Source organism: Notoacmeibacter sp. MSK16QG-6 (genome assembly GCF_024158145.1).
GTDB lineage: Bacteria > Pseudomonadota > Alphaproteobacteria > Rhizobiales > Rhizobiaceae > Notoacmeibacter.
This window is the reverse complement of record NZ_JAMYXM010000008.1, coordinates 60,500-85,643: the sequence shown is the minus strand read 5'-3', so window position 1 is coordinate 85,643 and position 25,144 is coordinate 60,500. Positions and strand designations below refer to the sequence as shown.

The window sequence follows — 25,144 nt, the reverse complement described above, 5'->3', positions numbered from 1 at the left end:
TTTGTGCAATCTCTATAATCTGACGACGACGCGGGACGCGGTTGTCGAGTTCACCAAGGCGATGGCGGACAAGGCCGGCTGGAACGAGCCCTCCTTGAACGTCTATCCGAACACGCTGGCGCCGATCGTCCGTGTTGGCGATGACGGCAATCGCGAAATCGTCAGTGCGACCTGGGGCATGCCGACACCGCCGGCCTTCGTCAAAGGCAAGGCCGATCGTGGGGTCACCAATATCCGCAATGTCGGATCGCCGCACTGGCGTCGCTGGCTCGGACCGACAAGCCGGTGTGTTGTCCCGTTCACGTCGTTCGCGGAGCCCGATCCCGCAAGCAAGGAGGAAGGCGGGCGGGTGCCGAACGCCTGGTTTGCACAAAACCCGGACCGGCCACTGATGTTCTTTGCCGGCTTCTGGACGCCCTGGAAGGGGGTGCGAAAGGTCCGTGACGGCGAGCAGGAGTATGAGCTCTATGGGTTCCTCACGACGACGCCGAACGAGATCGTCAAGCCCATCCACGAAAAGGCCATGCCGGCGATCCTGACGACGCCGGAAGAGGTCGATCTCTGGCTGACCGGGGAGTGGGCGGACGTCAAGCACCTGCAGCGGCCCCTGCCCGGCAACATGCTGGTTTTGGTGGAGCCACCGGCCAATCCCAAGGATGACGATCTACTACTTTGAGGCCGCGCCGCACATGTTGACTGATGACGAGGACAGGAGCGGGCATGAGCGGGAGAGCGAAGGGATCGGCGCTGTCGTCCCGGTTCGTAAGATCCTGCACATCGACATGGATGCGTTCTATGCGTCGGTCGAGCAGCGCGACAATCCGGAGCTGAGAGGCAAGCCGGTCGCCGTTGGCGGGTCGGCGGCCCGTGGCGTCGTCGCGGCCGCAAGCTACGAGGCACGGGCATTCGGTGTGCGCTCTGCCCTGCCCTCGGTCACGGCAAAGCGCCGTTGCCCGGAGCTGATTTTCGTGAAGCCACGGTTCGACGTCTACAGGTCGGTCTCGGCTCAGATCCATGAGATATTTGCCGAGCATACCGACCTGATCGAACCGCTCTCCCTCGACGAGGCCTATCTCGACGTCACCGAAAACAAGCAGGATGTCGAGTTCGCCACCGAGATCGCGACGATCATTCGCGCCCGCATCAAGGAAGTGACCGGGCTGAACGCCTCGGCCGGGATTTCCTATTGCAAATTCCTGGCGAAGCTGGCGAGCGATCTGAACAAGCCGAACGGCCAGGCCGTCATAACACCGAAGAACGGACCAGCCTTTGTCGCCGATCTCGCGGTGAAGAAGTTTCACGGCGTTGGACCCGCGACGGCCGAGAAGATGCAACGGCTGGGCATCGTCACGGGCGCCGATCTGCGGGAGAAGTCGCTGACCTTCTTGCGCGACAATTTCGGAAAGTCCGGAACCTGGTACTATCGGATTTCGCGCGGCATCGATGAACGCCCCGTTCAGCCAGACCGGCAGCGGAAATCGATCGGGGCGGAAGACACTTTCGCCGCAGACATCTTCGATCTTGAGATGGCAAAGGCCGAGTTGGGGCCACTTGCCGAGAAAGTCTGGCGCCACGCTGAAAACAAGCAGATCAGCGGACGCACCGTCACGCTGAAGGTGAAGTATGCGGACTTCCAACAGATTACCCGCAGCAGAACAGTCGGGCACGCCATGCGAAGCGAACGCGAAATCGGTGACCTTGCGGGCGCGATGCTCACCGAGCTGTTTCCCGTTCAGAAAGGCATTCGCCTGCTGGGTGTGACGCTCTCAAACCTGAACGACCGAACGCAGCAGGACGAGGATCAACTTTCGCTTTTGGGTTGACCGCTGTTGGTCTGAACTTGGGCTGCAGGCGGCCAGCGTTAAAGTGGAAACCTCGCTCTACTGACCACAATTTGTATAAAAACTTTGGTCTCTATCCGCCTCCGTACTTGCTACTGACCAAAATTTGTATATAATCTTCGGTCACGTAATGAGGGAATCCAATGCCCGACCCCACGTCTGACACACTCAATCGCATTCATGCGCGTATTGCAGCGGGTTCTCCCGCTGGGGTGTGGTCACGAGCGGATTTCCTGGATATCGCCAGCCCGAACGGGGTCGAGAAGGCCCTGCAAAGGCTCACCAAACGTGGCGACATCCGGCGCCCGTACCGAGGTCTCTATGACAAACCGACCACGAGCAAACTGACCGGCAAGATGGTGTTTCCTCCGATCGCATCATTTGTCGATGCGATCGCGCGGCGCGACAAGCTGCGCGTACTCGTTGACGGAATGACCGCGGCCAATGATCTGGGTCTGACGACCGCAGTTCCGGCCCGCAGCACGATTTATGCCGACACCTATCCACGGACGATCGAGATTGTCGCCAACACCGGCGACCCGAACGCCAAAGAGCCGGTCGTCTATAAACTCGACTTCAAGCGGATATCCGCCAAGACGGCATTCTGGGCCGGCCGTCCGGCCATGCGCGTCGTCCAGGCCCTGTCATGGTTTCGCGACGATCGCGCGAGCCTGGATGCTGCCGTCAACGGGATTGTCCGACGGCTCTCAAGCGCTCCGGAGCGCGACGCAATTGTCGAAGACCTCAATCAGAACATCCAAGCTGTTCCCGCCTGGATGTATCCGGTAATCGAAAAAATCACGCGAACACTGTCGACCGACGAAGGCTCGGACGATGCATCGCGGCCATCTGATACGGCGGGGGCACATGCAGAAAGCCTTCGCTGAAATCCTCGGCTCGAGTACCGATGAACGCCAGGCCCTCTATTCGGCGGTCGCGGCCAAACTGGAAACGCGCGCCGAGAATGTCGAGAAGGACCTCTATGTTTGCTGGGTTCTCGATTTCCTGTTCAACCGGCGCGAGGACGATCCGGTCAATCTCTATTTCAAGGGCGGCACCAGCCTGAGCAAGGCGTATGGGCTTATCAGACGGTTCTCCGAAGACATCGATATCGGCATATTCAAAGCCGACCTCAATGCCCCGCTCGAGGCCGATATCGCCGCGCTGCCATCGATCACCAAACAGCAGAAAGCCCTCGCCGAGGAGGTCGACGAAGCGGCGCGAAAATACATCTCGGGAACGCTCCGTGATCAGTTGCTAAAAGAGATCGCTGCGGTCGAGGAGCTGTCAGGCAGGAGTAACCAGTTCACCGTTGAGTTTGGTTTCGATCCATATCGGAACAAGGATGCACTCGATGTCCTGGTGGTCGGTTATGACAGCGCAGTCGGATCCGGCGACGGCTATGTCCAGGCCGCAGTACGGATCGAAGGCGGCGCCCGTCCCGACCCCGTTCCCGTCGAAGCGCGTGAGATCGTCACTTACGTGGCAGACGAACTTCCCAACGGCGCCGTCCTCAAATTCGGTGGCGTGACGACGGTCAAGCCGGAACGCACCTTCTGGGAAAAGGTGCTGATCCTGCACGCCATGACGGAAATGACGGAAAAACGCGTGGCAGACAGCGATCCCGGTCGTCCGGTCCCCGATCTCAACCGCTATTCGCGGCACTACTACGATGTCCACCAGATTTGGCGGCATGCAGAGTACGGCGAGAATGTAGCCTCGATGCGCGATCTGGCCGAAGCATGCCGACAGCACAAGCAGCTCATGTTCCGAGCGCCAGATCACGGATACGAACGGGCAGAACCGGGGTCGTACCGCCTGATGCCGACCGAGAAGATGCGGAAGAAACTGGAGGTCGACTATGGGCGGATGTCGGCCATGATATTCGGCACGCCGCCAAAGTTCGAAGAAGTGATGATCAGCATTGAACAACTTGAAAGCTTCATCAATGACACCCAAAGCAAAGCCAACTGACCGTCGAGAAGGGCGAACGCGACTTTTTGAGACAGTTTCATATTTGTAAGTCCGCAGATTCTGCGGACTTACAAATATGATCCAACAGCGATGACCCGCACTCAGGCCATGAGCATAACCTGGAATGAAATCGTCGAGGTCTACTGGAGCCAGCCCTGGTGGGTTTGGTTGATTGGCATCGCCGTGGTTTTGATCGGTTTCGCGTGGCTCAAGAGGACAGTGATTGCCTATGTGGAACGGCCGATCAAAACGCCCAATTTATTCTCGCAACGCCGTGTGCGCGTGGACTATCGTGCCGGAACGATCACCATGCCCAGAGGCAACACCTACCCGGTCTCTAGTGTCCGGGGGCTGCGCTGGGAGGATTTTCCAAAGTCAGGATCATTCCACGCCTATGTGGAGGTTGATGACCTGAGCATGCCGACCCACCCGGTGTCGTTTTCGGTTGCAGAGGGACCGGAGAATTTCGTCGGACGGTTGCGTACGGCTATCGAGAAGGCGGGCGGACCACGTTTCGCGACCACCGGAAGCGATCGGTTCGACCTCATCGAACGCGATCTCAGCAATCCGCTCACGGCTGCGACGGCAACGCGCGTGGCGGGCCAGGGCCATCGAGTTTCGTATCAGCGAATAAATTGAGACAATCGTCCGATCACCGTGTCGGCACCGCTGCGATTCGATATCACCTGCTGGCTCCGTTCTCCAGATTGATGCAGGCTTAGCGTTATCGGTCATTCAACTGGGTCACCTCTCGTCCGCCGGTTGAAGCGAGAGATACGCAGGATGATCGGGCTGGCGCAAACGCAGTAAGTAAATCACTGGACGGGGCGCCGGATCATCATTTCTAACTTGCTCCTCCTTACTTGAGTTGCAATTGTTCGAAAACAAAACTTGAGGGAAGCATGGCACGGCGGAAATCAAAGACAGGCTTTCTAGCAGACTATACACTTGATGACCGCTACCTTTTTAGGCCTGACCGGAAGCAGGGACGGGCGGGAATTGATACTGCGAGCACCAACGAGGGTCTCGCGGTACTAATTAAGAGCTGGCCCCGCACAAAAGGCGCCGACGATCAAGACTTGGAGATGATTTGGCGGAGCGAGATCCGTCAGCTCCAGCGTTTGTCGGCGATTCCCCGTGCCGATGAGTTGTTTGTACCGATGGTAACGAGCGGCCGAGACAAAGATGGATTCTACTTGGTTCTCGACCCTGGACAAGGAAGTCCGCTCGAAGTCCTACTCACCGCCAACAGGAAACCGGCATCGTTAGCTCAGGCCCGCCAACCGCGTATGCGGCGCCTCCTATGGGCCAATATCCTTCGACTGGTTCGCGGTGTAGAGCTCTTGCATTCTCAGGGCATCATTCACCGGAACATCGATCCATGGTCGGTCGTAACCGCGCTGAGCGACGAGCCGGATTTCCTGCTGACCGGATTTGAATGGTCGATGCGAATAGCGGCCATCGATGCAGGCGGCAAGAAAAGTCTAAAAGCGCCGCGGCAGGAGCGCACCTTCTCGTTTGCACGGGACTGGCGGGACCTAGCTCATCTTGCAGCCATCATACTCGACATCCCCTTAGGGGCGCTGAACGACCTCAGAATTGTAGCCTCACGTGTTGCCGAACATGTGCCGGCGTCGGAGGTGAGGCTTCTTCGGGCAATGTTGGGCCTTGAACATGTTGAGCGTCTCGATGGCGACTACATCGCATCGCGGGTCCAAGCGATAATTGACGAAATTGCAGCTGAGGTCGCGGGAAAGGATGCCGCACTGTGTCTGGCGGTCAGACTTGGAACTGGAAGTGCGTTGTCGGAAGGGATCAGGAGGGCATCCTATAGCGAGATAGAAGTTACCGACAGCGTTCAACAGCTGCGATTCATGCGTGACGACCTTGGCGACCAGATGCAGCTGATTGCCGTTAATGATGGCGCGACACCGCGTTACGTGCTTCTTGGCAAAAGCCTCACTTACCGCCTTCTGCCGTATCGACGTCCGAATTCATCCGATCCAGTGACTTGGGAATTCGCATATTGCGACAGGGTTGAGCATGATCCTCCCGCAAATTCCCAAATCGTGGGCGAAACGCTTGTTCCGATCGAAGCGTTGGAAGTTGTCAAGAATCAGGACGCGGGGCAATCCTTTCCACGGCGGAGAGGGAAGGTTCAGCACTGGGAGGACTATCTCAACCGAACAACCGAACTACACTCGAAGAAGACCGATCTGGTCAGGATGCATCAGGCGTTCGCGCTACTGCTAATTTTGGAAATGGCCTATGCGGCCGCTGACATTTTTCCAGTAGAGTTGGTGTCCATCGAAAAAGGGGACACGGCAGATCAAAATGTAATTCATATTGTTTCGAGGATCGACAGCGCGCGTGCCTCGTTGTCGTCTCTTTTGGGGCTGGAACCACCGGCCGTCAGGCTAGAGAAGCTCCTGAGCTCCGAAGCGCCCAGTGCCGAAGATGGCTGGGTTTTTTCTGAACCAGGCACCTTGGGAGATCGGTCGGCTCCAGGCGCAACATGGCGGTTTCTCGACCATGATGTTCTCGATGACATCGATTGTATGAAATTTGAAGGGCAACCTTCGCCCGCGTTGCGTTCCTTTGGATTTCTCATGCCCGCCGACATGGCAGGGCGTATTGCTCAGTTCAAGCGCCGCCTAAAGGCGTTGTCTGCACTCAAAAATCACGGCGAGCTCCTTCGCATGTTTGCCGACCCCCGGCTTCGCATTGAGAGTAGCCAGGATCCTCTGGACGAGACATCGGAAGCGTTCAAACGCCTTGATCAATCCAAACAGAACGCCTTGCGCGAGATTTTGTCCACAATTCCGCTGTTTCTCTTACAGGGGCCCCCGGGTGTTGGAAAAACCTACCTCGTGGGTGATCTCGTAGAACGCAGGATGTTCGAAGACCCAACCGCCAGGCTTCTCCTATCTGCACAGAGTAACTCAGCAATCGACCACCTGATGAATGAGGTACAGAAGATATTCAACACCACTGAAGGTGACAGCGGCCCTCTGATGGTGCGCGCCCGGGCTGCCGATGACGATGATGCGGGAGAGCTCGAGGTTGACGTTCAAGCAGACAAATTGCTGCGAGACCTCGCGAACAGCGCGTTGATGAAGGAAGCATCTCCTAAGCTCGCGCAAAAGGTCGAGGCGCTTGTCGCGGCCCGAACCAACCGGGATGACAGCCGAGTCCGCACTGACAACACAGGCCGAAGAGTCGCGGCGGAGCTACGAGCATTTGAGGGCATGATCTTGAGGTCAGCCAATCTGGTATTTGCCACGACAAACTCCGCAGCCGTCGAAAGATTGATCGAAGAGCAGGGACTGTTTGATTGGACGATTGTCGAAGAGGCCGGCAAAGCGACTGGTGGTGAACTGCTGTCGCCGCTTCTGTTGTCTCACCGTCGCCTCATGATCGGCGACCATCGGCAATTGCCTCCATTCGATATCGAAAAGTTCACCAAGCTTCTTTCGTCAACATCAGCCGTGCAAGAAGTCGTCAATCTCGTCGACAGCCTCATCTCGAGATACCTCAAGGATCCAAGCATCGACGAAACATTCGATGAGGTTTCGAAAGCTGGCGACGATTTTGGCCGCACGTGTGCAGAGGCGCTGTCGTTGCTGACACTGTTCGAAACCTTCGTCGAACGGGAGTTGCTACGTCAAAAGCGGCAGGACTCAGCTCCACGAATTGCGCGTCGTCTCAGCGAGCAGTACCGCATGCATCCGGCGATCGCTCGAATCGTCTCAAAGTGCTTCTATGAAGGCGAACTCGACACAAATGCGAGACAGGCGGCCAAATTCGCGAACAGCCCGTCACCGGTTGTAAGCACGAACTCTGATTTGCTTCCAAACAAGCCAATTGTATTCGTGGATATGCCCTATGCTCAGGCGGAAGGCCCGGGAGGTCGAGGAGGAGAAAGGGCTCCGCCATGGTCGAATCCAGAAGAGGCTGCCGCTGTGGTTCGCGCTTTGAGCCTTCTCGCTCCGTCGGATTCTTCGGCAACTCCATCCCTCGCGGTTCTTTCACCCTACTGGCAGCAAGTGAAAAGGATCAATCGAGACCTGGATCGAAATCTGACCGGAGCCTTGTCCAACTTGGAGGGTTTCGCCCCGGCAGTACACTCGACCACCTACTGCGGCACGGTCGACTCTTTTCAAGGAGGCGAAGCCGACGCCGTTGTTGTTTCAATGGTACGCAATAACCACCACGCGACGCCGACAAGAGCCCTTGGTTTCCTGCGCGATAACAGAAGAATGAACGTGATTCTCAGCCGCGCGAAGTGGCGTCTGATAATCATAGGCAGCCTTGCGTTCTACAGACACGTGGTAGCCGTCGCGAGCAATTTGCCAGATCAGAATATTGGATTTTTATCCGACTTCTTAGAGGCCTTCGAAGAAGAGAGAGTCGCGGGGCACGCGGCTGTTGTTCCCTGGACAAGACTGAAGGGAGCAAAAATATGACCGTCGTGCAGGTCGTCTTTCCTGTTCTGAAGGGCAGCAGACGCTTCATCATCGAACGCGGCCGGAGGTGGAGCGTAATTGAGCACCTCTTGCTTGATGCCGTGTCACGAGGGGCGGCATCTGCCGCGGCCTTAGCTGAGCAGTCCAACCTCCCGCGGCGGGTCGTAGTCGAAGCTTTCATCAGACTCATGCGGGCAGGCTGGGTTGAGATCACCGCTACATCTCAAGGCCCGCTTTTCCAAATTACTGCGGCGGGCACCTCCCTTGTCCACTACGAGCAGCTTCCTTCAGCTACAGTGCGTGAGCCGCGTTGGAGGGGTTTCGCGATCGAACAACTTACGGGGAGTGTCTATCGCGGACGGGAGCTGGACCTTTGCCACAAAAACCAGGTTCCGGCCCAAATCGGCGAGAACCCGGTGGCTCATCTCTCGGCATCGGCGGTTCATGACCTCGAGGACATGAGCGAGGTCTTCACTACGATCGAGGGAGAGGACGAAATGATAATAGGGGTCGATCGCGGCTCCGAAAAACTGGCGGAAAGATATGCTGTTGTTGCAGTCAAAGACGGTGAGATCGAGGGGCTACCCGGACGAGCGCCCGAAAAGCTGCGCCGCGCGATCTTGACCGCTGCGAGCGAGAAACTAGAGGCAAGCCCGAAGAGCGGAAAGGCAGCGGTGTCAATCGTCGCGAAGGCGGAGCTAGTGGACGAAATACCCGCTGCTGCCCAGGGCGCTTACGATCCAGCTGACCTGATCATAGATGGTGATGATCACTGGCGGTCATTCGAACGGATTGTTTCAGGCGCATCGGAACGCGTCATCATCCACTCAACGTTCATCAACAGCGATAGAGCCAAAGTTGTTCTCCCCCTGCTCCTCCGCGCTGCGGAACGTGGTGTGACAATCGATGTTCTCTGGGGACAGGACGACCTTGGTAGCCCTACGCGATCGTCTCAATTCGCCGCAGCAAAGATGCAGGCGGATATCGATACAGCTGGAAGAACCGGCTCAATAAGGGTTCATCCGTTTTCGACCAATTCTCACGCAAAGATCGTGTTTGCAGACTCTCAAAAGGGTTGGAACGCGCTCATCGGGTCCTGCAACTGGCTCGCGTCCGATTATAAAAGCTTCGAAACGTCTTTCCGGCTTCGAGAACCTAAGCTCGTCGGGCAACTTATGATGAAACTGGCCGGGCTTTCCCAAGGCCGCCCGGGAGTGTGGAATGACTTTGCGATCGACCTCGCCGTACTGGGAAGACGGATCATGGAGATGCCCGCCTCCCGAGGGCGAAAAGTGCCAATGCGGCTTCTGTATGGTGCCGACCACGCGAGACTAGTCCTTAAGGCTCGGGACGAGGCAACTAGTCGGATTTTTGCATTGAGCCATCGTATCGGCATTTCAGCCGAGTCGCTGACACTCCTTCCGGCACTCGCGGCCGTTAAAGAGAACGGAATTGCAGCGTCGTTCTTTTATGGACGAACAACCGGGCCGCTGTCAGGAAGGGCTGGTGCCGACCTCGTTAGAGAATTTGCCAAATCCGGACTGCATGTGAAACCTATTCACAAACCGAGAATCCACGCCAAAGTGCTAGGATGGGATGACGATAATCTAGCAGTTTCGAGTTTGAATTGGCTGTCGGCTGATCCGTCCGAAGCCAAGCCTTTCAGAGAAATCGGTGTTTTGGTGAACGCCCCTAAAATCGCGGACAGCTTCTTGGGCCAGTTCGAGCACACCGTTGCTCCATGATCAGAAAGTGATTTCTCAATCCCGATCACAGGATCCCCCACGCACGATAGCGTCCCCTCCCCGTCATCTCTCGCACGCCGAGCTCTCCGACAAGGTTCAAAGCCCCGCGCGGCGTGATCTTCGCAGCCTTCGCGATCATGTGTGCGGACACGATCGGCCGTGACATCAGCAGATCGACCGCGACCGGAAGGCTACTCGTCGCACGCCGGCCTGATGCCTTCCGCTCAAGCTGCCGCTTCGCGAGCGTCAGCCGGTCAATGTCCTTGATCCCCATGCCGGCCGCCGTGCTCATCGCATCGAGATATGCGACAAGCCGTGTGGTCCGATCGCGCGCGCGCCTCCGCTCCCGTGGTATCTCCCGCAGGCCGACCGCAAACGCCAGCAAATGAGATCGAACCTTTCCGCGCGATCGCAGGAAGTCCGAGACGAGGACCTGACCAAGCCAGTGCTGGCGCTGCAATGGTTCGAGATGCTCCCATGCATCCCAAAGGAGCGCCGCGGCCAGTGTGGCCGGAAGCCGCTCGACACTCTTGGCCAGATCAAGCCACTCTCCGATCCGCTCGCCTTCATCCCAATCCGGATCGCGAATGAGCAGCTCGCCAACACTGATCTCGGGTTCTCGTTTCCTTTGTTCGGCAGCCGCACTACCATCGACCAGCCATTGGGTGCGAGCGAGGACCTCATCGATCTCGGCCAGCTCAGGAGACAGGGCTGCATCACCAACCAATTCGAGTTCGACCCCCTCCCCTCCCCCGTCGACGGGTTCGGATTCGACAGAGGTCCCTTCCGCGAGGCCAGCCAGCGCCATGATCCCCGACCGTGAAACCGCCCAGCCGGGATCGTTCCGTGACACGCGGCGCCGGGCCCGAACGATGCGGTGTGCGATGACGAGCTCATGGCTCGGCGCCCTAATGTCCATCTGCGCGTCGTGGAGAACCAGGTCCTCGAGATGGACGAGCTCGCCGCCGACCCACATACTGGAGACGGACTCGAAGAAATCGGCACGTTCGGCAAAGCCTGGCCCGACCTCGGATCGGGCGACGCGCTCATCGAGCCGGGCAAGAGCGTCCTCAGCGGCAGCCAACGGCCCCAGGAGGGTCTCGTGGTTCAGTTCTCCGATTTCATAAGTCATTGATAACACGGTGTTTCAACTATTATACGGAAGTTATCACGCTTTTTGCTTCCGTCACACCGGTAATTCCTAGGCCCCTCTATATATAATGAGCGCTGCGGCCTTCGGGATTGAACAGAGACCCGGAAATCGGCGCTCAGATCGACGAGAGAGCCTGTTTTTCCGGGGTTTTTGGCGCTTTCGGTTGTCAGAAAGTCACTCAAGAGACGTTTACAAACGATCAGTTATCCGTATCTTCTATGTTTGTAAACCGGGCCCTCAATTATCTCTCAGGCGCTGCAAATGGCCGCTTACACGCAAATTCGGACGTCGCGTCGACCACAGGGACGGCTTATCGGCTATGCGCGCGTCTCTACGGACGAGCAGGCGACACAAGCGCAGGAAATGGAGCTGCGGTCGGCCGGCTGCGAAACAATCGTCCAGGAACATGGGTCCGGCGCCTCGCGCCACCGCCCTGCCTTGTCGAGGCTCGTTCAGGACATTGCCGCCGGCGACACGCTCGTTGTGGTACGCCTCGATCGCTTGGCGCGGTCCGTGAGCCATCTTCTGGATGTCATCGAGGTTCTCACGGCAAAGGGCGCGCATTTCCGGTCGCTCAGAGATCCGATCGACACCACCACGCCCCAAGGCATGTTCTCCCTGCAGGTGCTCGGTGCCGTGGCTCAGCTCGAGCGTGCCTTGATTTCGGAACGCACCAAGGCGGGGATCGCAGCGGCAAAGGCGAAGGGTCGCCTGCCTGGCAATCCAGGTATCCGCGAGCGACGACCGGAGATGCTCTCGAAGATGAAACTGGCCCAGAAGGCTGCCTATGGTGAACGGCTCCAGGCAACCGCCTCGCAATGGCTTCCAATCGTGAAGCGGATGCGTCCGGACCACACATGGGACGACATCGCCCGGGTTCTCAAACAGCGCGGTTTCGACTGGACGCCGGAACGTCTGCGGCGGGCGGTCAAATGGATGGTCTCGGAAGGCATGGCCGATGCGTCACTTTTGCGGAAGTCGCCACCACGGTCGCCAGAACATCGATTGATGACACTCGTGGCCGGGATCCACTCGTCCAATGCGGAGCTCACACTGCGCGAGATCGCCAACCAGCTCGAACGTCTGCATGAGCGCACGCCACGTGGCGGGACCAAGTGGGCACCCTCTTCCGTGAAAAACCTCCTCGATCGCGCAAAACGCAGCGGCCTGATCGACGCTGTCGAGACAGAAATGCCGGGGTGAACATTAAGCGCGAACGCCGTACAAATCGCGCATCTCGAGCCTAGGTACTGTTGACGAAGTGCCGGAACCAGAGGCGGAGCGAGGCGAGATGGATGAAGCCGAGGTAGCTGTCGGCGGTCTTGTCGTAGCGGGTCGCGAGGCGGCGTGAGCAGCGTAGCTTGTTGAAGCATCGCTCAATACGGTTTCTCAGCGCATAGACGAAGTCGTCGATCTGAACAGGATTTTTGCGGTTTCTGCGGGCCGGTATTATTGGCACCGCACCAGCAGCCTCGAGCGATTCACGGATATGGTCGCTGTCATAGCCCTTGTCGGCGAGGAGAACGCGCGGAGCCGGCGCATGGGCGTTCATCACGACGTCATAGCCCTTGTAGTCGGAGACTTCTCCGCCGGTGATCTCCGCGGCTATGGGCAGGCCTTCGGCGTTGGTGCGAAGGTGTATTTGGTCGTGAAGCCACCTTTTGAGCGACCAAAACCCTGCTTTTGAGTCCCCCTTTAGCGCCCGCAGCCTGATGGTGCGCGCGAACGATGGTGGAATCGACCATCTGCAGGCTGTCGGGTACCGCCCCGCTCTCGGCTAGCGCCTCAAGCATCAGCTCCCAGACGCCGGCGAGTGTCCAGCGGCGGAACTGGCGGTAGACACGCGTCCATGGACCGAAATAGTCGTGAAGGTCACGCCATGGCGCACCGGTGCGTGCGATCCAGAAGATACCGTCCAGCACCCGGCGATGATCTGAAGGCGGCCGGCCTCTTTTGCCACCCGTCACCACCACGAAGAGCTCAAAGAACGCCCATTCCTCGTCCGTCATCAACCCGCGAACCAAGACCACCTCCCCAAAAAGCAGTCTTGAATCACGCTTCGATCGCGTTGGGAATCAGCCTCGTAGGACTCCAAAAATGCGACGTCCTTCAAATGCACCGCCCAAGGCTGGAATGAGACGCCGTTTTCGATCATGATCGATCCATGCATGTATGTGGAGGCTGACATGGCTTACGAATACTCGGCGTACCCGAGCCTGGGCCATTCGCGTCGCCCTATCGCCGCGGCCAGATCGACCCATTGACCCGCCTCATCGTGCGTCACCGCACGACCTACCGCTACCGGCAGCCGACGGCGTTCGGCCCCCACCGGCTGATACTGCGTCCGAAGGAGAGCCGAACGCTGCGTCTTCACAAGCATGAGCTGGAGGTCTCTCCCGCCGCGGCCGTCAGCTGGGCGCATGACGTGACGGGCAACAGCGTGGCGACGGCAACCTTCCGCGAACCCGCCGACGCGCTCATCATCGACAGCGTCGCCATACTGACGCTCGATGTCGAGAAATGGCCAGTTTTCGACATTGCCGCCTCGGCGTCGAGCTATCCTTTCCTGTTGAGCGAAGACGAAATGGCCGATCTGGGCGGCCTGCGCTTGCAAGCCTATCTCGACTCCACCGGAGAGCTGCGCGAATGGGCGTGGGGCTTTGTCGCCCGGGAGGGCACGGACACGCTATCGCTGCTGAAAGACATTAGCGAGGGCGTCGCCGCGCAGATCGTTTACGAAGAGCGCGAAGACGAATCCGCGCAGTCACCCGTCCAGACGTTGGCACGCGGCAAAGGCTCTTGTCGCGATTTCGCGGTGCTGTTCGTCGATGCGGTGCGCGCGCTGGGCTTCGGCGCTCGGATCGTCTCCGGCTATCTGTACGACCCAGATCGCAACCTAACCGGCTCGAGCGGCTCGGGCTCAACGCATGCCTGGGCGGAGGTCTACCTGCCCGGCGCCGGCTGGATCATGTTCGACCCCACGAATCGTAGCGTGGGTGGTTTCAACCTCATACCGGTCGCCGTCGCGCGTCACATACGCCAAGTCATGCCGGTTTCGGGCAGCTTCATCGGTGATGTCGCGGCGTTCGAGGCGCTTGACGTTTGCGTCACGGTTACGCCGGAATAATTCCCTCAACGCCGATTCTCATCCGGGACTTTGTCAACACCGCCTAGCCAAAACATGGCAAACAAACCGTAAAGCCCGGAGCACACGCGCATGGAAACAGAGACGCTGATCATCAACAGCCGCGATGACTTTGCGCAATGGGCCATGGACCGCGCCAATGGCATCATTGTGGAGCAGGGTTCGAGCCTCGCCACAGCCGCCCGGACAGGCGACGAAAGCCAGATTGCCGATGCGGCAAACGCCCTCGGCCAGACGATCGTCGACACCCTGCTTGATGCCTTCGACTGTCTTGTCGATACCGACTGACGTTGTGGCCCATTGAGGACCGGGTCTCTTGCACCGGTGCGCGTCATGAATCCCACTTTTTCATCGATTCACGAAGCGAACTAGACACTTCGAAGCCCCCTCCCCTGGTCGCCGGCTCTTGCTGGGCTTGAGAGCTTGCCTTTGCCGCCGCTTTGTCCGCCTCAAGCTTCGCATTCAACAGCGCCATGATCATCGGCCAGGCCGAGAATTTCCCTTCCCGCGCCTTGTCGGTCAGGCTACGCAAATAGCCGCCGGGACTGTTGATCTGCTCGTTGCGCTGATAAATCGCGGCGAGCGTAATCGTGGCGTGCTGCTCGCCGAGGACCTCGCAGGCCTCGCGCCACGCGCTCGGACTGATACCAAGCATCACGCGGCCGACCTCCGCGGCCGCCAGAAAGTCCCGCCAGTTGCGGATTTCCTGATCCTTGGCCAGATCGCGCCAATCGCTGCACGCATCTAGCACGATACCCAAAGGCAACTCCCGCTTCGGCAAGCTCCGCAGGTTGCTGTTTTCCTCGGCGGTGCCGCTCGCTTCATCTCTTTTTCGAGAGCTCTGTTCAGATTCAAATATGGATTCTGGGTTTGAATTCTGTTTGTGGCGCTCAGAATGAGACTCATTGGCGCTCATATTTTCTGATTTCGCGAATGATTCCAGCGCCTCATGCACTTCCGCCCAGAGCAATTCGAGATCCTCGCAGATCGTCTCCAGAACCTGGCGGGGCGCCGTTCGGGGCAGCTTGGCCATGATATCCTGATAAGTGCGCGTCATCAGGCCCCAATTGCCCGGCACGCCCTCCTCTAGGCCGGCGTCGATCATCTTGACGATATCCCGGCGCAATAGCGTCAGACGCTCTCTGACGGCCTTGTAGGCGCGTTTCTCTGCTTGGACGGCTTCGGCGAGCTCGGCGAACTCTTCGGCGCGTGCGACGATCGGCGAGAGATCGAAGCCGTAGGCCTGCTCGACTTGGCCGCCCCTTCCCTTGCGCGCGAACCGCTTACCATTCGGACTGTCGCGGCGGATAATCAGCCCGCAGTCGACCAGGCAGCTCAGATGTCGTCTCAGGGTCGCCGGCGACATGCCATTGGCGCGAGCGGTCAATTGCTCGTTGGAGGGCCATACGATCAGCTCGCCTTCGGCCGCAAGCTCGTTCTCCGGATGGAAGGACAAGAGCGCGTTGAGGATCGCCAAAGCGCGATCGGTGGCACCGAGTGGCTCTCTGGCGTCACGGATCGTGTGGAAGACCTTCCATTTCTCGACCGTTGCACCTTCTCGTATGGATTTCGCGGCGACTTGGCTTGCCATTTGGCCAAGCGTCATCGGCCGCCGCCCAAAGGGCGTCGTTGTGATATGCGTCTGCATTTTCTTTCACCTATCGCTAGGCAATAGAAAACTGCTCGCCGAAAAGGCGCTCATGGCTCAAAAGAGCCTTGACTGTGATTCTCGGAAGTGCGATTCTCTAGCTGCTACACAAGGAATGGGCTTCCGGAAGCGATTTCGGTGGCCTTTTTCTTTGCCAATTTTCTCTTTGACCGAGAGTTTCGGCCGTTGATTCAGTCGCCGCCCTCCTCTCTGTTTTCCTGAAATTCCTGATAGAGGCGCTCTAGTCTCCCCGAGAGATAGGCGCCAAACTGTGAGGCATCCTTGGCCTTCAACGCCAAGGTGAAAGCCTTTCCGCTGTCCTTTGTCGAGACCTTCACGGCGTCGTCGGAAAGACTCCAAGCCTTTTCAGCGGCTGACTGTTTTTTCGGCTTCCTCGAGCCGGAGACCTTCAGCTTTTCAAGCAGAAAGCCAAACCGATCGCCATCGTCGAGTTCGGTGAAAGCGTCCGATTGAACCAGCTCCAGAGCCTGAGCGGATTTCGCAGGCGCTTGTACTGTCTTCTTGAGGTCTTCCCAACGATCACGCCCAATGCCCTTTGCGGCGCCAAGAGCATCCAAAATGGGAGCAGGGACCGTTTCGGCTACCGATAGCATTCTAGACAGCAAGGTGTCATCGACGGTGAGCGCGCTCTTGATCGTACCTTTGTCGATGCCGGACTCTTGTAAGCGTCTTGCGTAGAGTGATTTCTCAATGAAGCTCAGATCGTCTCTGGCCGAGTTCTCCTGGCCCTGCGCGACCACGTGGGCGATCTCTTCGAGAGGCTTTATAACCGCCCTGACCTTCTGGCCGAGCTTCTTGGCGACGCGCACCCTACGATGTCCGAACACAATGATATAACGGTTGCTGTCGCTGGGATTCGGCCGAACGAGCACAGGCTGATGTTGGCCCGCTTCCTTGATCGCTTCGAGGAGTTCCTGGTCCTTGGCCAAGTCCTCGCCAATTCGGTCCTGATAAGGGGAGGGGTCCAATGTTTCCGGGTCCAGTGCGACGACCACATCGCCCTCAAGCACACGCATCGAGTTCTCTGCTAGATCATCGAGTGATTGCATCATTGAACGCGATGCGCCGCGCCGCGCGTATTCGACACGTGACCCGCCTTTTTCAGCGGATTCCGCCGGCTTGGTTGGCTGCGCGCTAATGTTTGCGAGAAGGTGCTTCCTAGCCATTCGTCATACCCGAAATCGATGATATCTTCTTGAACTGCCTTTGTTTTTTGGCGATTTGCACGGCTGTCAAAATCTCGATCATTTTCGACCCCACGCCTTGTGAACGAGAGCCGTGATTTCGCTATTGACCGCGTTCAGAGACTCGATCGCTCGGTCATAGGTCGCGCGCACGAACTGAGCGCGCTCGACTTCGTAGACTGTCTGCTTCGTGATGCCGGCGTCGGATATCGCGGTGGACTTCACCATTTGATTATTCAGCATTCTCTTGCTGAACATGGCTTGCATAAAACCAACCATCTGCGCCTGCGGCCCATCCGTCGCCTCATACCTCGTCGCAAGAAAACGGAACCAGTCGAGCTTGACCTTGGCTCCGGCGCCTTTGATGGATTGCAGGATGCCGCCGAGCATCAGCAGGAACTGACTCATGCTCATGATGTCCAGCATTTGAGGATGAACGGTGATGAGCACGGCGGTGGAGGCGGTCAGGGCGGTCAGTGTCAAATAGCCAAGCTGCGGGGGACAATCGATTACGACCACGTCGTATTCGTCGTCGACTTCCTTCAAGGCTTTTGAGATGCGCGTAAAAAAGAGACGGCCCTCATGCGAGTTGGCTGCCGCGAGCGGGGTCTCGTACTCGTACTCTTGGAGCTCCAAATTCGCGGGAACAATATCCAATCCAGGGAAGTTTGTGGCCTGGATTATGTCTTTGATTGAGCGCCGCTCATCATCATAGCGCAGTGCCTCGAACAGGGAAGGATTCTTGTCGAGCTCTGGCTGGACTCCGTGAAGCGCCGTTAGCGACGCTTGCGGATCAAGATCGATCGCGAGAACACGGTGTCCCGTAAGGGCGAGATACTGAGCGAGATGAGCGGTGGTTGTTGTCTTGCCTGAACCGCCCTTGAAATTGACTACTGAGATCACCTGCAGGTGCTCGCCGTCACGTCGACGCGGCACGTAATTCTTCACGTCGCTGCGGCCATGTTTGTCGAGATACTGGCGAAGCTCGAGCATTTGCTCTGCCGTGTAAGAGCGCCTACCAGACGACGACAGGGTGGGATCAGGGCCCTTTCCATCAAGGTGGAGTTTCTTGATGTGGTTTTGGGTTACACCGATGAAATCAGCCACCTCGGCAAGAGAAAACAGTCGCAATCCCTTCTGCGCGTCAGGTGGGTACTGCTCCAAGCGGAGCATGTTCAACCGGTCTGAGATCAACTCACCCTGTTGGATGATCTCTTCGTCGAAATCCAACTCGTCTTGCTCTATGACCGGAACCACCGAATTCTCTCTTCTGTTGTAATAACGCTTTTTCCAAGACAACGCGCGGGAAAGCGTTATTACTATGGGCGATTCCGGATTTGGCGCAAGCGGTTTTTGGTTAATGAAACCTTAATGCGAGTCGGGCCGAAATGGCGATGGTCGTCGGTCGTGGAGCGATTCTCTCAGTGTTTTCTATGACTTACCTGAAGCGTTCTGCAAGCACACGTCCGAATCCTATCCCGGCAGTTTTGCCGGGGGAGGGCGCATCGGCGCCAGCAATTGGCCCCAACATGTCCTAAAACCGCAGAAATCCGGCAAATCCGACCCCGACTCAGCAAAGTGAGTCGCGTCAAAGCCCCGGCCAGGGTCGGTTCCAGCACCAATCATTCGAAGACCCCGGCAGAACTGCCGGGATGACCGAATCCGCCTCGTGCGGCAAAAGCCGGAACTCACCCATGAGTAGTACCGGTGGATGTAATGCAAACCTTGTTCGGTCGAGTCAGTAGCGCCCAAGCTGCCCCCAGAGGGGGGACGCTATGACTGCGTCGTCCTCCCGGTCACGGCTGATCCGCAAGCTGCGCGATGCGCTTGGTGAGACGATCTGCGCCGCGCTTGAGGACGTCGACGTTGTCGAGGTCATGCTCAATCCCGACGGTCGTCTTTTCGTCGAACGACTGGGGGAGGGGATCGAGCGCATCGGCGAGCTCAGGCCAGGTGCGGCCGAGATCATTATCGGCAGCGTCGCGCATGCCCTGCAAACGGAGGTCGACGAGGACCAGCCGATCATCTCCGGCGAGTTACCGATCGATGGCCACCGCTTCGAAGGGCTGTTGCCGCCGGTCGTCAGCGCTCCGAGCTTTACAATCCGCCGGCGCGCGTCCCGCCTGATCCCGCTGTCGGACTATGTGTCCAGCGGCGTCATGACCAAGCTGCAGGCCAGCCTGATCCGTCACGCAGTTCACGACCGCCTGAACATTGTCGTCTCGGGTGGCACCGGGTCGGGCAAGACGACCCTGGCCAATGCGGTGATCGCCGAGATCGTCAGCGAAACACCCGCACACCGCCTGCTCATTCTCGAAGACACGGCCGAGATCCAGTGCGCCGCGGAAAACGCGGTTTGCCTGCACACGACGGACACGGTCGACATGGGCCGCCTGCTCAAGAGCACCATGCGTCTTCGGCCGGACCGCATCATCGTCGGCGAGGTCCGGGACGGCGCTGCACTGACGCTGTTGAAGGCCTGGAACACCGGTCACCCGGGCGGGATCACGACAATTCACGCCAACAACGCGCATTCCGCTCTCCGGCGTCTCGAGCAGCTCACCGCAGAAGCGAGCCAGCAGCCAATGCGCGAGGTCATCGCGGAAGCGGTCGATCTCGTCGTTTCCATTGAACGCACCGCCACAGGTCGCCGTATCCGCGATGTGATGCGGCTCAGAGGCTTCGACGGCGCGACTTACGAAACCGAACATCACGCACAGATCGATGAGGACAGCCATGCCGCATAAATTCCGCCACCCCGTGACTTTGGGGCTCTTGATTGCCATCGCTTGCGTCGCAGCGTCACCGGCGCTTGCCAGTTCCGGCGGCAGCCTGCCCTGGGAAGGCCCCCTGCAGACGATCCAGGAATCGATCACGGGCCCGGTCGCGGGCTTCATCGCCCTTGCTGCTGTCGCGGTCGCCGGCGGCATGCTGATCTTCGGCGGCGAGCTCAACGATTTCGCGCGGCGGCTGATGTATGTCGTGCTGGTCGCAGGCATCCTGCTGGGCGCAACGCAGATCGTTGGTCTGTTCGGCGCATCGGGCGCCTCGATTGATCTCCCTGGTCAGGCGGACCTGAGTGCGGCGGGGGAGGGGAGTGATGGCTGAAACCGTTGCTCCCCTCGCAACCGCGCGGATCCATCGCGCGCTGTCGCGGCCGAACCATCTGATGGGCGCCGACCGCGAACTGGTGCTCGTCACCGGGCTTGCGACCGTCATCCTGATCTTCGTCGTGCTCACCTGGTTCTCGGTGCTGCTGGGTATTGCGATCTGGGTCGGCGTTGTCGGCGTGCTGCGCATCATGGCGAAAGCCGATCCGATGATGCGGCAGGTCTATCTGCGCCACATCGGGTACCGCCCGAGCTATCGGCCGACATCATCGCCCTGGCGGAGGTACTGACCGACCATGGTGGCCCTCAAGCAATTCAGAAACTCAAAGCCGTCCTTTTCTGACCTGCTGCCCTATGCGGGCCTGGTCGCCGACGGGGTCATCCTGCTGAAGGACGGCTCGCTGATGGCGGGATGGTATTTTGCCGGGCCGGATTCGGAAAGCTCCACCAATATCGAGCGCAACGAGGTCTCGCGGCAGATCAATGCCGTCCTCTCGCGGCTCGGGTCCGGCTGGATGATTCAGGTGGAGGCGGTTCGCGTGCCGACGACGGCCTACCCCGCGCGCGAGGATTGCCATTTTCCCGACCCGGTGACGCGCGCGATCGACGACCAGCGTCGCGACCATTTCATGGCCGAACGCGGCCACTATGAAAGCCAGCACGCGCTGATCCTCACCTATCGGCCGCCGGAGCCGCGGCGCTCGGCCATGGCGCGATACGTCTATTCGGACGAAGGAAGCCGGTCGCAAACCTATGCCGACGGTGTGCTCACTTCTTTCCAGACCTCGATCCGCGAGGTCGAGCAATATCTCGGCAATGTTCTGATGATCCGCCGCATGGTCACGCGGACGGTTGCTCATCCGGAGAGCGGCGACGAGGCGCGCTACGACGAGCTCTTCCAGTTCATACGGTTCTGCATTCTCGGGGAAAACCATCCGGTCAGACTGCCGGCGATCCCGATGTATCTCGACTGGCTGGTGACGGCCGAGTTTCATCATGGGCTCTCGCCGATGGTCGACGGGAGCTATCTCGCCGTTGTGGGTATTGACGGTTTTCCGGCCGAGAGCTGGCCCGGCATCCTCAATTCGCTTGACCTGATGCCACTCACCTATCGCTGGTCGAGCCGCTTCATTTTCCTCGACGATCAGGAGGCGCGGCAAAAACTCGAGCGCACCCGCAAGAAGTGGCAGCAAAAGGTGCGGCCGTTCTTCGATCAGCTCTTCCAGACCCAGAGCCGTTCGGTCGACCAGGACGCCATGACGATGGTCGCCGAAACCGAAGACGCGATCGCCGAGGCCTCATCCCAGCTCGTCGCTTACGGTTATTACACGCCTGTCATCGTGATGTTCGACACGGATGAAGCCCGCCTGCGCGATCAGGCAGAAGCCGTCCGGAGGCTGATCCAGGCCGAAGGTTTTGGCGCCCGCATCGAAACCCTCAATGCCACCGAGGCCTATCTCGGCAGCCTGCCGGGCAATACCTACGCCAATGTCCGCGAACCGCTGATCAACACCCGCAACCTTGCCGATCTCATTCCGGTCAATTCCGTCTGGGCGGGCAGCGCCGTGGCACCTTGCCCGTTCTACCCGCCCAACGCCCCGCCTCTAATGCAGGTCGCCAGCGGCTCGTCTCCCTTCCGGTTGAACCTTCACGTCGACGATGTCGGCCACACGCTGATCTTCGGCCCGACGGGATCGGGCAAGTCGACACTGTTGGCGCTGATCGCCGCACAGTTCCGGCGCTATGAGCATGCGCAGATCTTCGCCTTCGACAAGGGGAAGTCGCTTTATCCGCTGACCAAGGCCGCGGGCGGAGATCACTACGAGATCGGAGCCGGGGAGGGGACAGCGCTCGCCTTCTGCCCGCTGGCCGAGCTATCGACGGATGGTGACCGCGCCTGGGCGGCAGAGTGGGTCGAGACACTCGTCGCCATGCAGGGCGTAACGATAACCCCGGATCACCGCAACGCAATCGCTCGCCAGATCGGTTTGCTTGCCGACGCCCGCGGCCGCTCGCTGTCCGATTTCGTCAGCGGCGTGCAGATGCGCGAAATCAAGACCGCCCTTCAACACTACACGGTCGATGGGCCGATGGGGCAGCTTCTCGATGCGGAAGAGGATGGTCTGACACTTGGATCGTTCCAGACCTTCGAGGTCGAAGAGCTGATGAATATGGGCGAGCGCAATCTCGTGCCCGTTCTGCTCTATCTCTTCCGCCGCATCGAAAAACGCCTCACCGGGGCACCGAGCCTCATCATCCTCGACGAAGCATGGCTGATGCTCGGTCATCCGATGTTCCGCGACAAGATCAGGGAATGGCTGAAGGTGCTGCGCAAGGCCAATTGCGCGGTCGTGCTGGCCACCCAGTCGATCTCGGACGCGGAGCAGTCCGGCATCATCGACGTGCTCAAGGAAAGCTGCCCGACCAAGATTTGCCTGCCCAATGGCGCGGCGCGGGAATCGGGAACGCGCGAGTTCTACGAACGCATCGGCTTCAACGACCGGCAGATCGAAATCGTCGCGACGGCCATTCCCAAACGCGAATACTACGTCGCCTCGCCCGAAGGCCGGCGGCTCTTTGACATGTCGCTGGGGCCCGTGGCGCTCGCCTTCGTCGGCGCGTCCGGCAAGGACAATCTCAAACGCATTGATCAGCTCAGCGAGACGCACGGCAGCGATTGGCCGGCGGTCTGGCTGGAGGAAAGGGGAGTGGATGATGCCAAGCGCATTCTCACGCACAGCTAGGATTGCGATAGCCGCAATCCTCTCAGCTTCGTCGGCCACAAGCACCCATGCCGGCGGCGGCGGGTTCTTCGGAGCGACGGAATTCACGCAGATCCTCAACAATGGCGAACTGGTCGGTCTCGTCGGCCAGTCGGCCGAGCAAATCCAGAATCAGGTCACCCAGATCACGCAGCTGGCCGAGCAGATTCAGAACCAGCTGAGGATCTACGAAAACATGCTGCAGAACACGCTGACTTTGCCGAGCCATGTCTGGGGCCAGGTCGAAAGCGATTTGATGCAGTTGCAAAGCCTCGTGCAGCAAGGCCAATCGATCGCCTTCTCGATGGGCAATGCCGATGACGTGCTGCGGCAACGCTTCGAGAGCTTTGCCGACTTCAAATCGGGCCTCGCCAACGGGCAGACCTTCTCGTCGAGCTATCAGGACTGGTCCGACACAAACCGCGACACGATCGGAGCGACACTGAGGGCGGCGGGACTGACGGCCGATCAGTTCAGCTCCGAGGAATCGACGATGAGCCAGCTCCGGTCGATGTCGCAGTCGTCGGTCGGTCAGATGCAGGCTTTGCAGGTCGGTCATGAGATCGCCGCGCAGCAGGTCGCCCAAGCCCAGAAGCTGCGCGGGCTCGTTTCGCAGCAGGTGACGATGATGGGCACCTGGTACCAGTCCGAACAGGCCGCAAAGGACCTCGCGCAGAACCGCCGCGAGGAGTTCTTCAACTCAACCACGCCCTCGACATCGGGCGGTCAGACGATGGAGCCACGCTGGTGACCAGGCTCTTCCTCATTGCGATCTGCGCGGTCGTCGTTGTCGTCGTCGGCATCGTTGTCTGGAACACGACCACCGAACCGGACGCACCTGCGGCGACCGCCCCGGAACGGCAGCACTACGATCTCGAAGGCGGCCAGGAGATGCGACCGCGATGGGGCAGGAACGAAGGCGGGGCCGATGGCACGTCCGGAAACTAGGCTTGCCCTCTTCCTGATCGGAGGCATCGCTCTCTGGGCCAATCCAGCACTGGCCCAGGAAGGCAGCTTGCTGACCAATCTCGAAAACGAGATCGCGACGGCCGCCCAGGGCTGGGAAACGACGATCCTTGACGCCGCCAGATCGCTCTTCTGGATCCTCGCCGGCATCGAGGTCGGCATCGCCGCCGTCTGGCTGGCAATCTCGGCGGCTTCTCTCGACACCTGGTTCGCCGAGCTTGTCCGCCGCATCATGTTCATTGGCCTCTTCGTCTTCATCCTCGAACAGGGGCCGGACTTCGCGAAGGCGGTTGTCGACAGCCTGTTCCAGATCGGCGCCGGGGGCGGGTCGGCTTCCCCCGCGAACGTCTTCAATGCCGGTCTCGAGGTCGCCAGTGCCATGTCCGCCAAGGCGCAGTTCGGCCTGTTCGAGGACAATGCGCTGGCGATCGCCGCCGTCTTCGCCATGGTCATCACCGTGATCTGCTTCAGCCTGGTCGCGGCGATCTTCGTCTCGGTCATGGTCGAGATGTATGTCGGGCTGCTCACCGGCATGATCATGCTCGGCCTCGGCGGTTCGAGCTTCACCAAGGATTTCTCGGTCCGCTATCTGATCTATGCGTTTTCCGTCGGCATGAAGCTGATGGCGCTGGTGATGATCGCGCGCATCGGGTCTGAGGTGCTGATCAACCTCGCCAATTCACCGACGACGGGCGACGAGTTTCTGGCGACGCTGGCGATCGCCGGCATCTCCGTCGTCGTGTTCGTCATCGCCATGTACGTCCCCAACATCGTGCAGGGCATGGTCCAGGGCGTCTCCGTCACGGGCGGCATGGAAACCATCCGGCACGGTGCGCAGGCGGCGAGCTTCGCGGCAGGCGGTGCGGCGCTTGCCGTCGGCGGGGCGAGGGCAGGGGCCGCGGCCTATTCCGATGCCCGCGCCGCTGGCAGTTCGTTTGGCGGGGCGGCTCTCAAGGGCATGGCAAGCGGCATGGGCGCCGCCGGCGGTGCGGCCGCCTCGGCCGCCCGCGACAAGGCCATCGGTGTTCCGGGCACCTGGGGCGCATCCACGTTGGGCCTCGCCAACGCGAAGCTCGACCAATCCCAGGGCCGTCCCGCTTCCCGCCCGAACCGTGACGAGAAAGCGTGA

General features: G+C 59.4%; 22 protein-coding genes and 1 pseudogene. 17 read left to right on the top strand and 6 right to left on the bottom strand.

From position 1 onward, the window contains the following. Position 1: 1 nt before the first annotated feature. From NIM86_RS16660 to NIM86_RS16630, 7 genes are all read left to right on the top strand, one after another. Positions 2 to 676, top strand: coding sequence for an SOS response-associated peptidase (locus NIM86_RS16660; RefSeq protein ID WP_253383794.1), 675 nt, complete (start codon positions 2 to 4; stop codon positions 674 to 676). A 13-nt stretch (positions 677 to 689) separates the two neighbouring features. Continuing rightward, entirely contained in the window at positions 690 to 1,823 is a 1,134-nt protein-coding gene (gene dinB, locus NIM86_RS16655) for a DNA polymerase IV (RefSeq protein WP_371872939.1), read from the top strand. 161 nt (positions 1,824 to 1,984) lie between these two features. Continuing rightward, positions 1,985 to 2,728 (top strand): DUF6088 family protein, encoded by a 744-nt coding sequence (locus NIM86_RS16650; protein WP_253383792.1) that lies wholly within the window; start codon positions 1,985 to 1,987, stop codon positions 2,726 to 2,728. Then, the gene (locus tag NIM86_RS16645; RefSeq protein ID WP_253383790.1) at positions 2,709 to 3,815 is read left to right on the top strand and encodes a nucleotidyl transferase AbiEii/AbiGii toxin family protein; all 1,107 of its coding nucleotides are present in this window, start codon (positions 2,709 to 2,711) and stop codon (positions 3,813 to 3,815) included. Before NIM86_RS16650 ends, NIM86_RS16645 begins: the two co-directional genes overlap by 20 nt. Positions 3,816 to 3,905: 90 nt before the next feature. Further along, positions 3,906 to 4,454 (top strand): hypothetical protein, encoded by a 549-nt coding sequence (locus NIM86_RS16640; RefSeq protein WP_253383789.1) that lies wholly within the window; start codon positions 3,906 to 3,908, stop codon positions 4,452 to 4,454. A gap of 263 nt (positions 4,455 to 4,717) precedes the next feature. Next, positions 4,718 to 8,281 carry an AAA domain-containing protein gene (locus NIM86_RS16635; RefSeq protein ID WP_253383788.1) on the top strand — a complete coding sequence of 1,188 codons (3,564 nt, stop codon included), beginning with the start codon at positions 4,718 to 4,720 and terminating at the stop codon, positions 8,279 to 8,281. Continuing rightward, positions 8,278 to 10,026: a phospholipase D-like domain-containing protein gene (locus NIM86_RS16630; protein ID WP_253383787.1), complete on the top strand. Its 1,749-nt coding sequence runs from the start codon at positions 8,278 to 8,280 to the stop codon at positions 10,024 to 10,026. The genes NIM86_RS16635 and NIM86_RS16630 overlap by 4 nt, the downstream gene beginning before the upstream one ends. 25 nt (positions 10,027 to 10,051) lie before the next feature. Here the strand turns inward: NIM86_RS16630 and NIM86_RS16625 are convergent, their stop codons facing one another. Beyond that, on the bottom strand, positions 10,052 to 11,158 hold the full coding sequence (locus tag NIM86_RS16625) for an RHE_PE00001 family protein (protein ID WP_253383786.1): 1,107 nt from the start codon (positions 11,156 to 11,158) through the stop codon (positions 10,052 to 10,054). A gap of 282 nt (positions 11,159 to 11,440) precedes the next feature. On the opposite strand from NIM86_RS16625, the gene NIM86_RS16620 reads away from it, so the two are divergent. Then, positions 11,441 to 12,382 carry a recombinase family protein gene (locus NIM86_RS16620; protein WP_253383785.1) on the top strand — a complete coding sequence of 314 codons (942 nt, stop codon included), beginning with the start codon at positions 11,441 to 11,443 and terminating at the stop codon, positions 12,380 to 12,382. Between the two features lie 40 nt (positions 12,383 to 12,422). Here NIM86_RS16620 and NIM86_RS16615 read toward each other — a convergent pair whose 3' ends face one another. Both NIM86_RS16615 and NIM86_RS16610 read right to left on the bottom strand, forming a co-directional pair. Then, positions 12,423 to 12,887 carry an IS5 family transposase gene (locus NIM86_RS16615; RefSeq protein ID WP_253383821.1) on the bottom strand — a complete coding sequence of 155 codons (465 nt, stop codon included), beginning with the start codon at positions 12,885 to 12,887 and terminating at the stop codon, positions 12,423 to 12,425. A 40-nt stretch (positions 12,888 to 12,927) separates the two neighbouring features. Beyond that, a pseudogene (locus tag NIM86_RS16610) lies at positions 12,928 to 13,188 on the bottom strand (transposase); the annotation flags it as partial. Between the two features lie 251 nt (positions 13,189 to 13,439). Between NIM86_RS16610 and NIM86_RS16605 the strand changes: the two are divergent. Both NIM86_RS16605 and NIM86_RS16600 read left to right on the top strand, forming a co-directional pair. After that, a complete protein-coding gene (locus tag NIM86_RS16605; protein ID WP_253383784.1) occupies positions 13,440 to 14,306 on the top strand; it encodes a transglutaminase family protein in 867 nt (288 codons plus the stop codon). A gap of 90 nt (positions 14,307 to 14,396) precedes the next feature. After that, complete coding sequence (locus tag NIM86_RS16600; protein WP_253383783.1) at positions 14,397 to 14,612, top strand: hypothetical protein; 216 nt, start codon at positions 14,397 to 14,399, stop codon at positions 14,610 to 14,612. Between the two features lie 43 nt (positions 14,613 to 14,655). On the opposite strand, the gene repC is transcribed toward NIM86_RS16600, so the two are convergent. From repC to repA, 3 genes are all read right to left on the bottom strand, one after another. Continuing rightward, complete coding sequence (repC, locus tag NIM86_RS16595) at positions 14,656 to 15,972, bottom strand: plasmid replication protein RepC (RefSeq protein WP_253383781.1); 1,317 nt, start codon at positions 15,970 to 15,972, stop codon at positions 14,656 to 14,658. Between the two features lie 191 nt (positions 15,973 to 16,163). Then, the gene (gene repB, locus NIM86_RS16590) at positions 16,164 to 17,159 is read right to left on the bottom strand and encodes a plasmid partitioning protein RepB (protein ID WP_253383779.1); all 996 of its coding nucleotides are present in this window, start codon (positions 17,157 to 17,159) and stop codon (positions 16,164 to 16,166) included. 78 nt (positions 17,160 to 17,237) lie between these two features. After that, positions 17,238 to 18,407: a plasmid partitioning protein RepA gene (gene repA, locus NIM86_RS16585; protein WP_253383777.1), complete on the bottom strand. Its 1,170-nt coding sequence runs from the start codon at positions 18,405 to 18,407 to the stop codon at positions 17,238 to 17,240. A gap of 545 nt (positions 18,408 to 18,952) precedes the next feature. On the opposite strand from repA, the gene trbB reads away from it, so the two are divergent. The 7 genes from trbB to trbL are packed head-to-tail and all read left to right on the top strand — an operon-like array spanning position 18,953 to position 25,144. Continuing rightward, a complete protein-coding gene (trbB, locus tag NIM86_RS16580) occupies positions 18,953 to 19,924 on the top strand; it encodes a P-type conjugative transfer ATPase TrbB (RefSeq protein WP_253383775.1) in 972 nt (323 codons plus the stop codon). Beyond that, complete coding sequence (locus tag NIM86_RS16575) at positions 19,914 to 20,285, top strand: TrbC/VirB2 family protein (RefSeq protein ID WP_253383773.1); 372 nt, start codon at positions 19,914 to 19,916, stop codon at positions 20,283 to 20,285. Before trbB ends, NIM86_RS16575 begins: the two co-directional genes overlap by 11 nt. Then, positions 20,278 to 20,577 (top strand): conjugal transfer protein TrbD, encoded by a 300-nt coding sequence (locus tag NIM86_RS16570; protein ID WP_253383771.1) that lies wholly within the window; start codon positions 20,278 to 20,280, stop codon positions 20,575 to 20,577. The genes NIM86_RS16575 and NIM86_RS16570 overlap by 8 nt, the downstream gene beginning before the upstream one ends. A 6-nt stretch (positions 20,578 to 20,583) precedes the next feature. Next, positions 20,584 to 23,031 carry a conjugal transfer protein TrbE gene (locus tag NIM86_RS16565; protein WP_253383769.1) on the top strand — a complete coding sequence of 816 codons (2,448 nt, stop codon included), beginning with the start codon at positions 20,584 to 20,586 and terminating at the stop codon, positions 23,029 to 23,031. Continuing rightward, positions 23,003 to 23,800: a P-type conjugative transfer protein TrbJ gene (trbJ, locus tag NIM86_RS16560; RefSeq protein ID WP_253383820.1), complete on the top strand. Its 798-nt coding sequence runs from the start codon at positions 23,003 to 23,005 to the stop codon at positions 23,798 to 23,800. The genes NIM86_RS16565 and trbJ overlap by 29 nt, the downstream gene beginning before the upstream one ends. Then, positions 23,797 to 23,997 (top strand): hypothetical protein, encoded by a 201-nt coding sequence (locus NIM86_RS16555; protein WP_253383767.1) that lies wholly within the window; start codon positions 23,797 to 23,799, stop codon positions 23,995 to 23,997. Before trbJ ends, NIM86_RS16555 begins: the two co-directional genes overlap by 4 nt. Beyond that, positions 23,978 to 25,144, top strand: a complete 1,167-nt coding sequence (trbL, locus tag NIM86_RS16550) for a P-type conjugative transfer protein TrbL (protein ID WP_253383765.1) — start codon at positions 23,978 to 23,980, stop codon at positions 25,142 to 25,144. Before NIM86_RS16555 ends, trbL begins: the two co-directional genes overlap by 20 nt.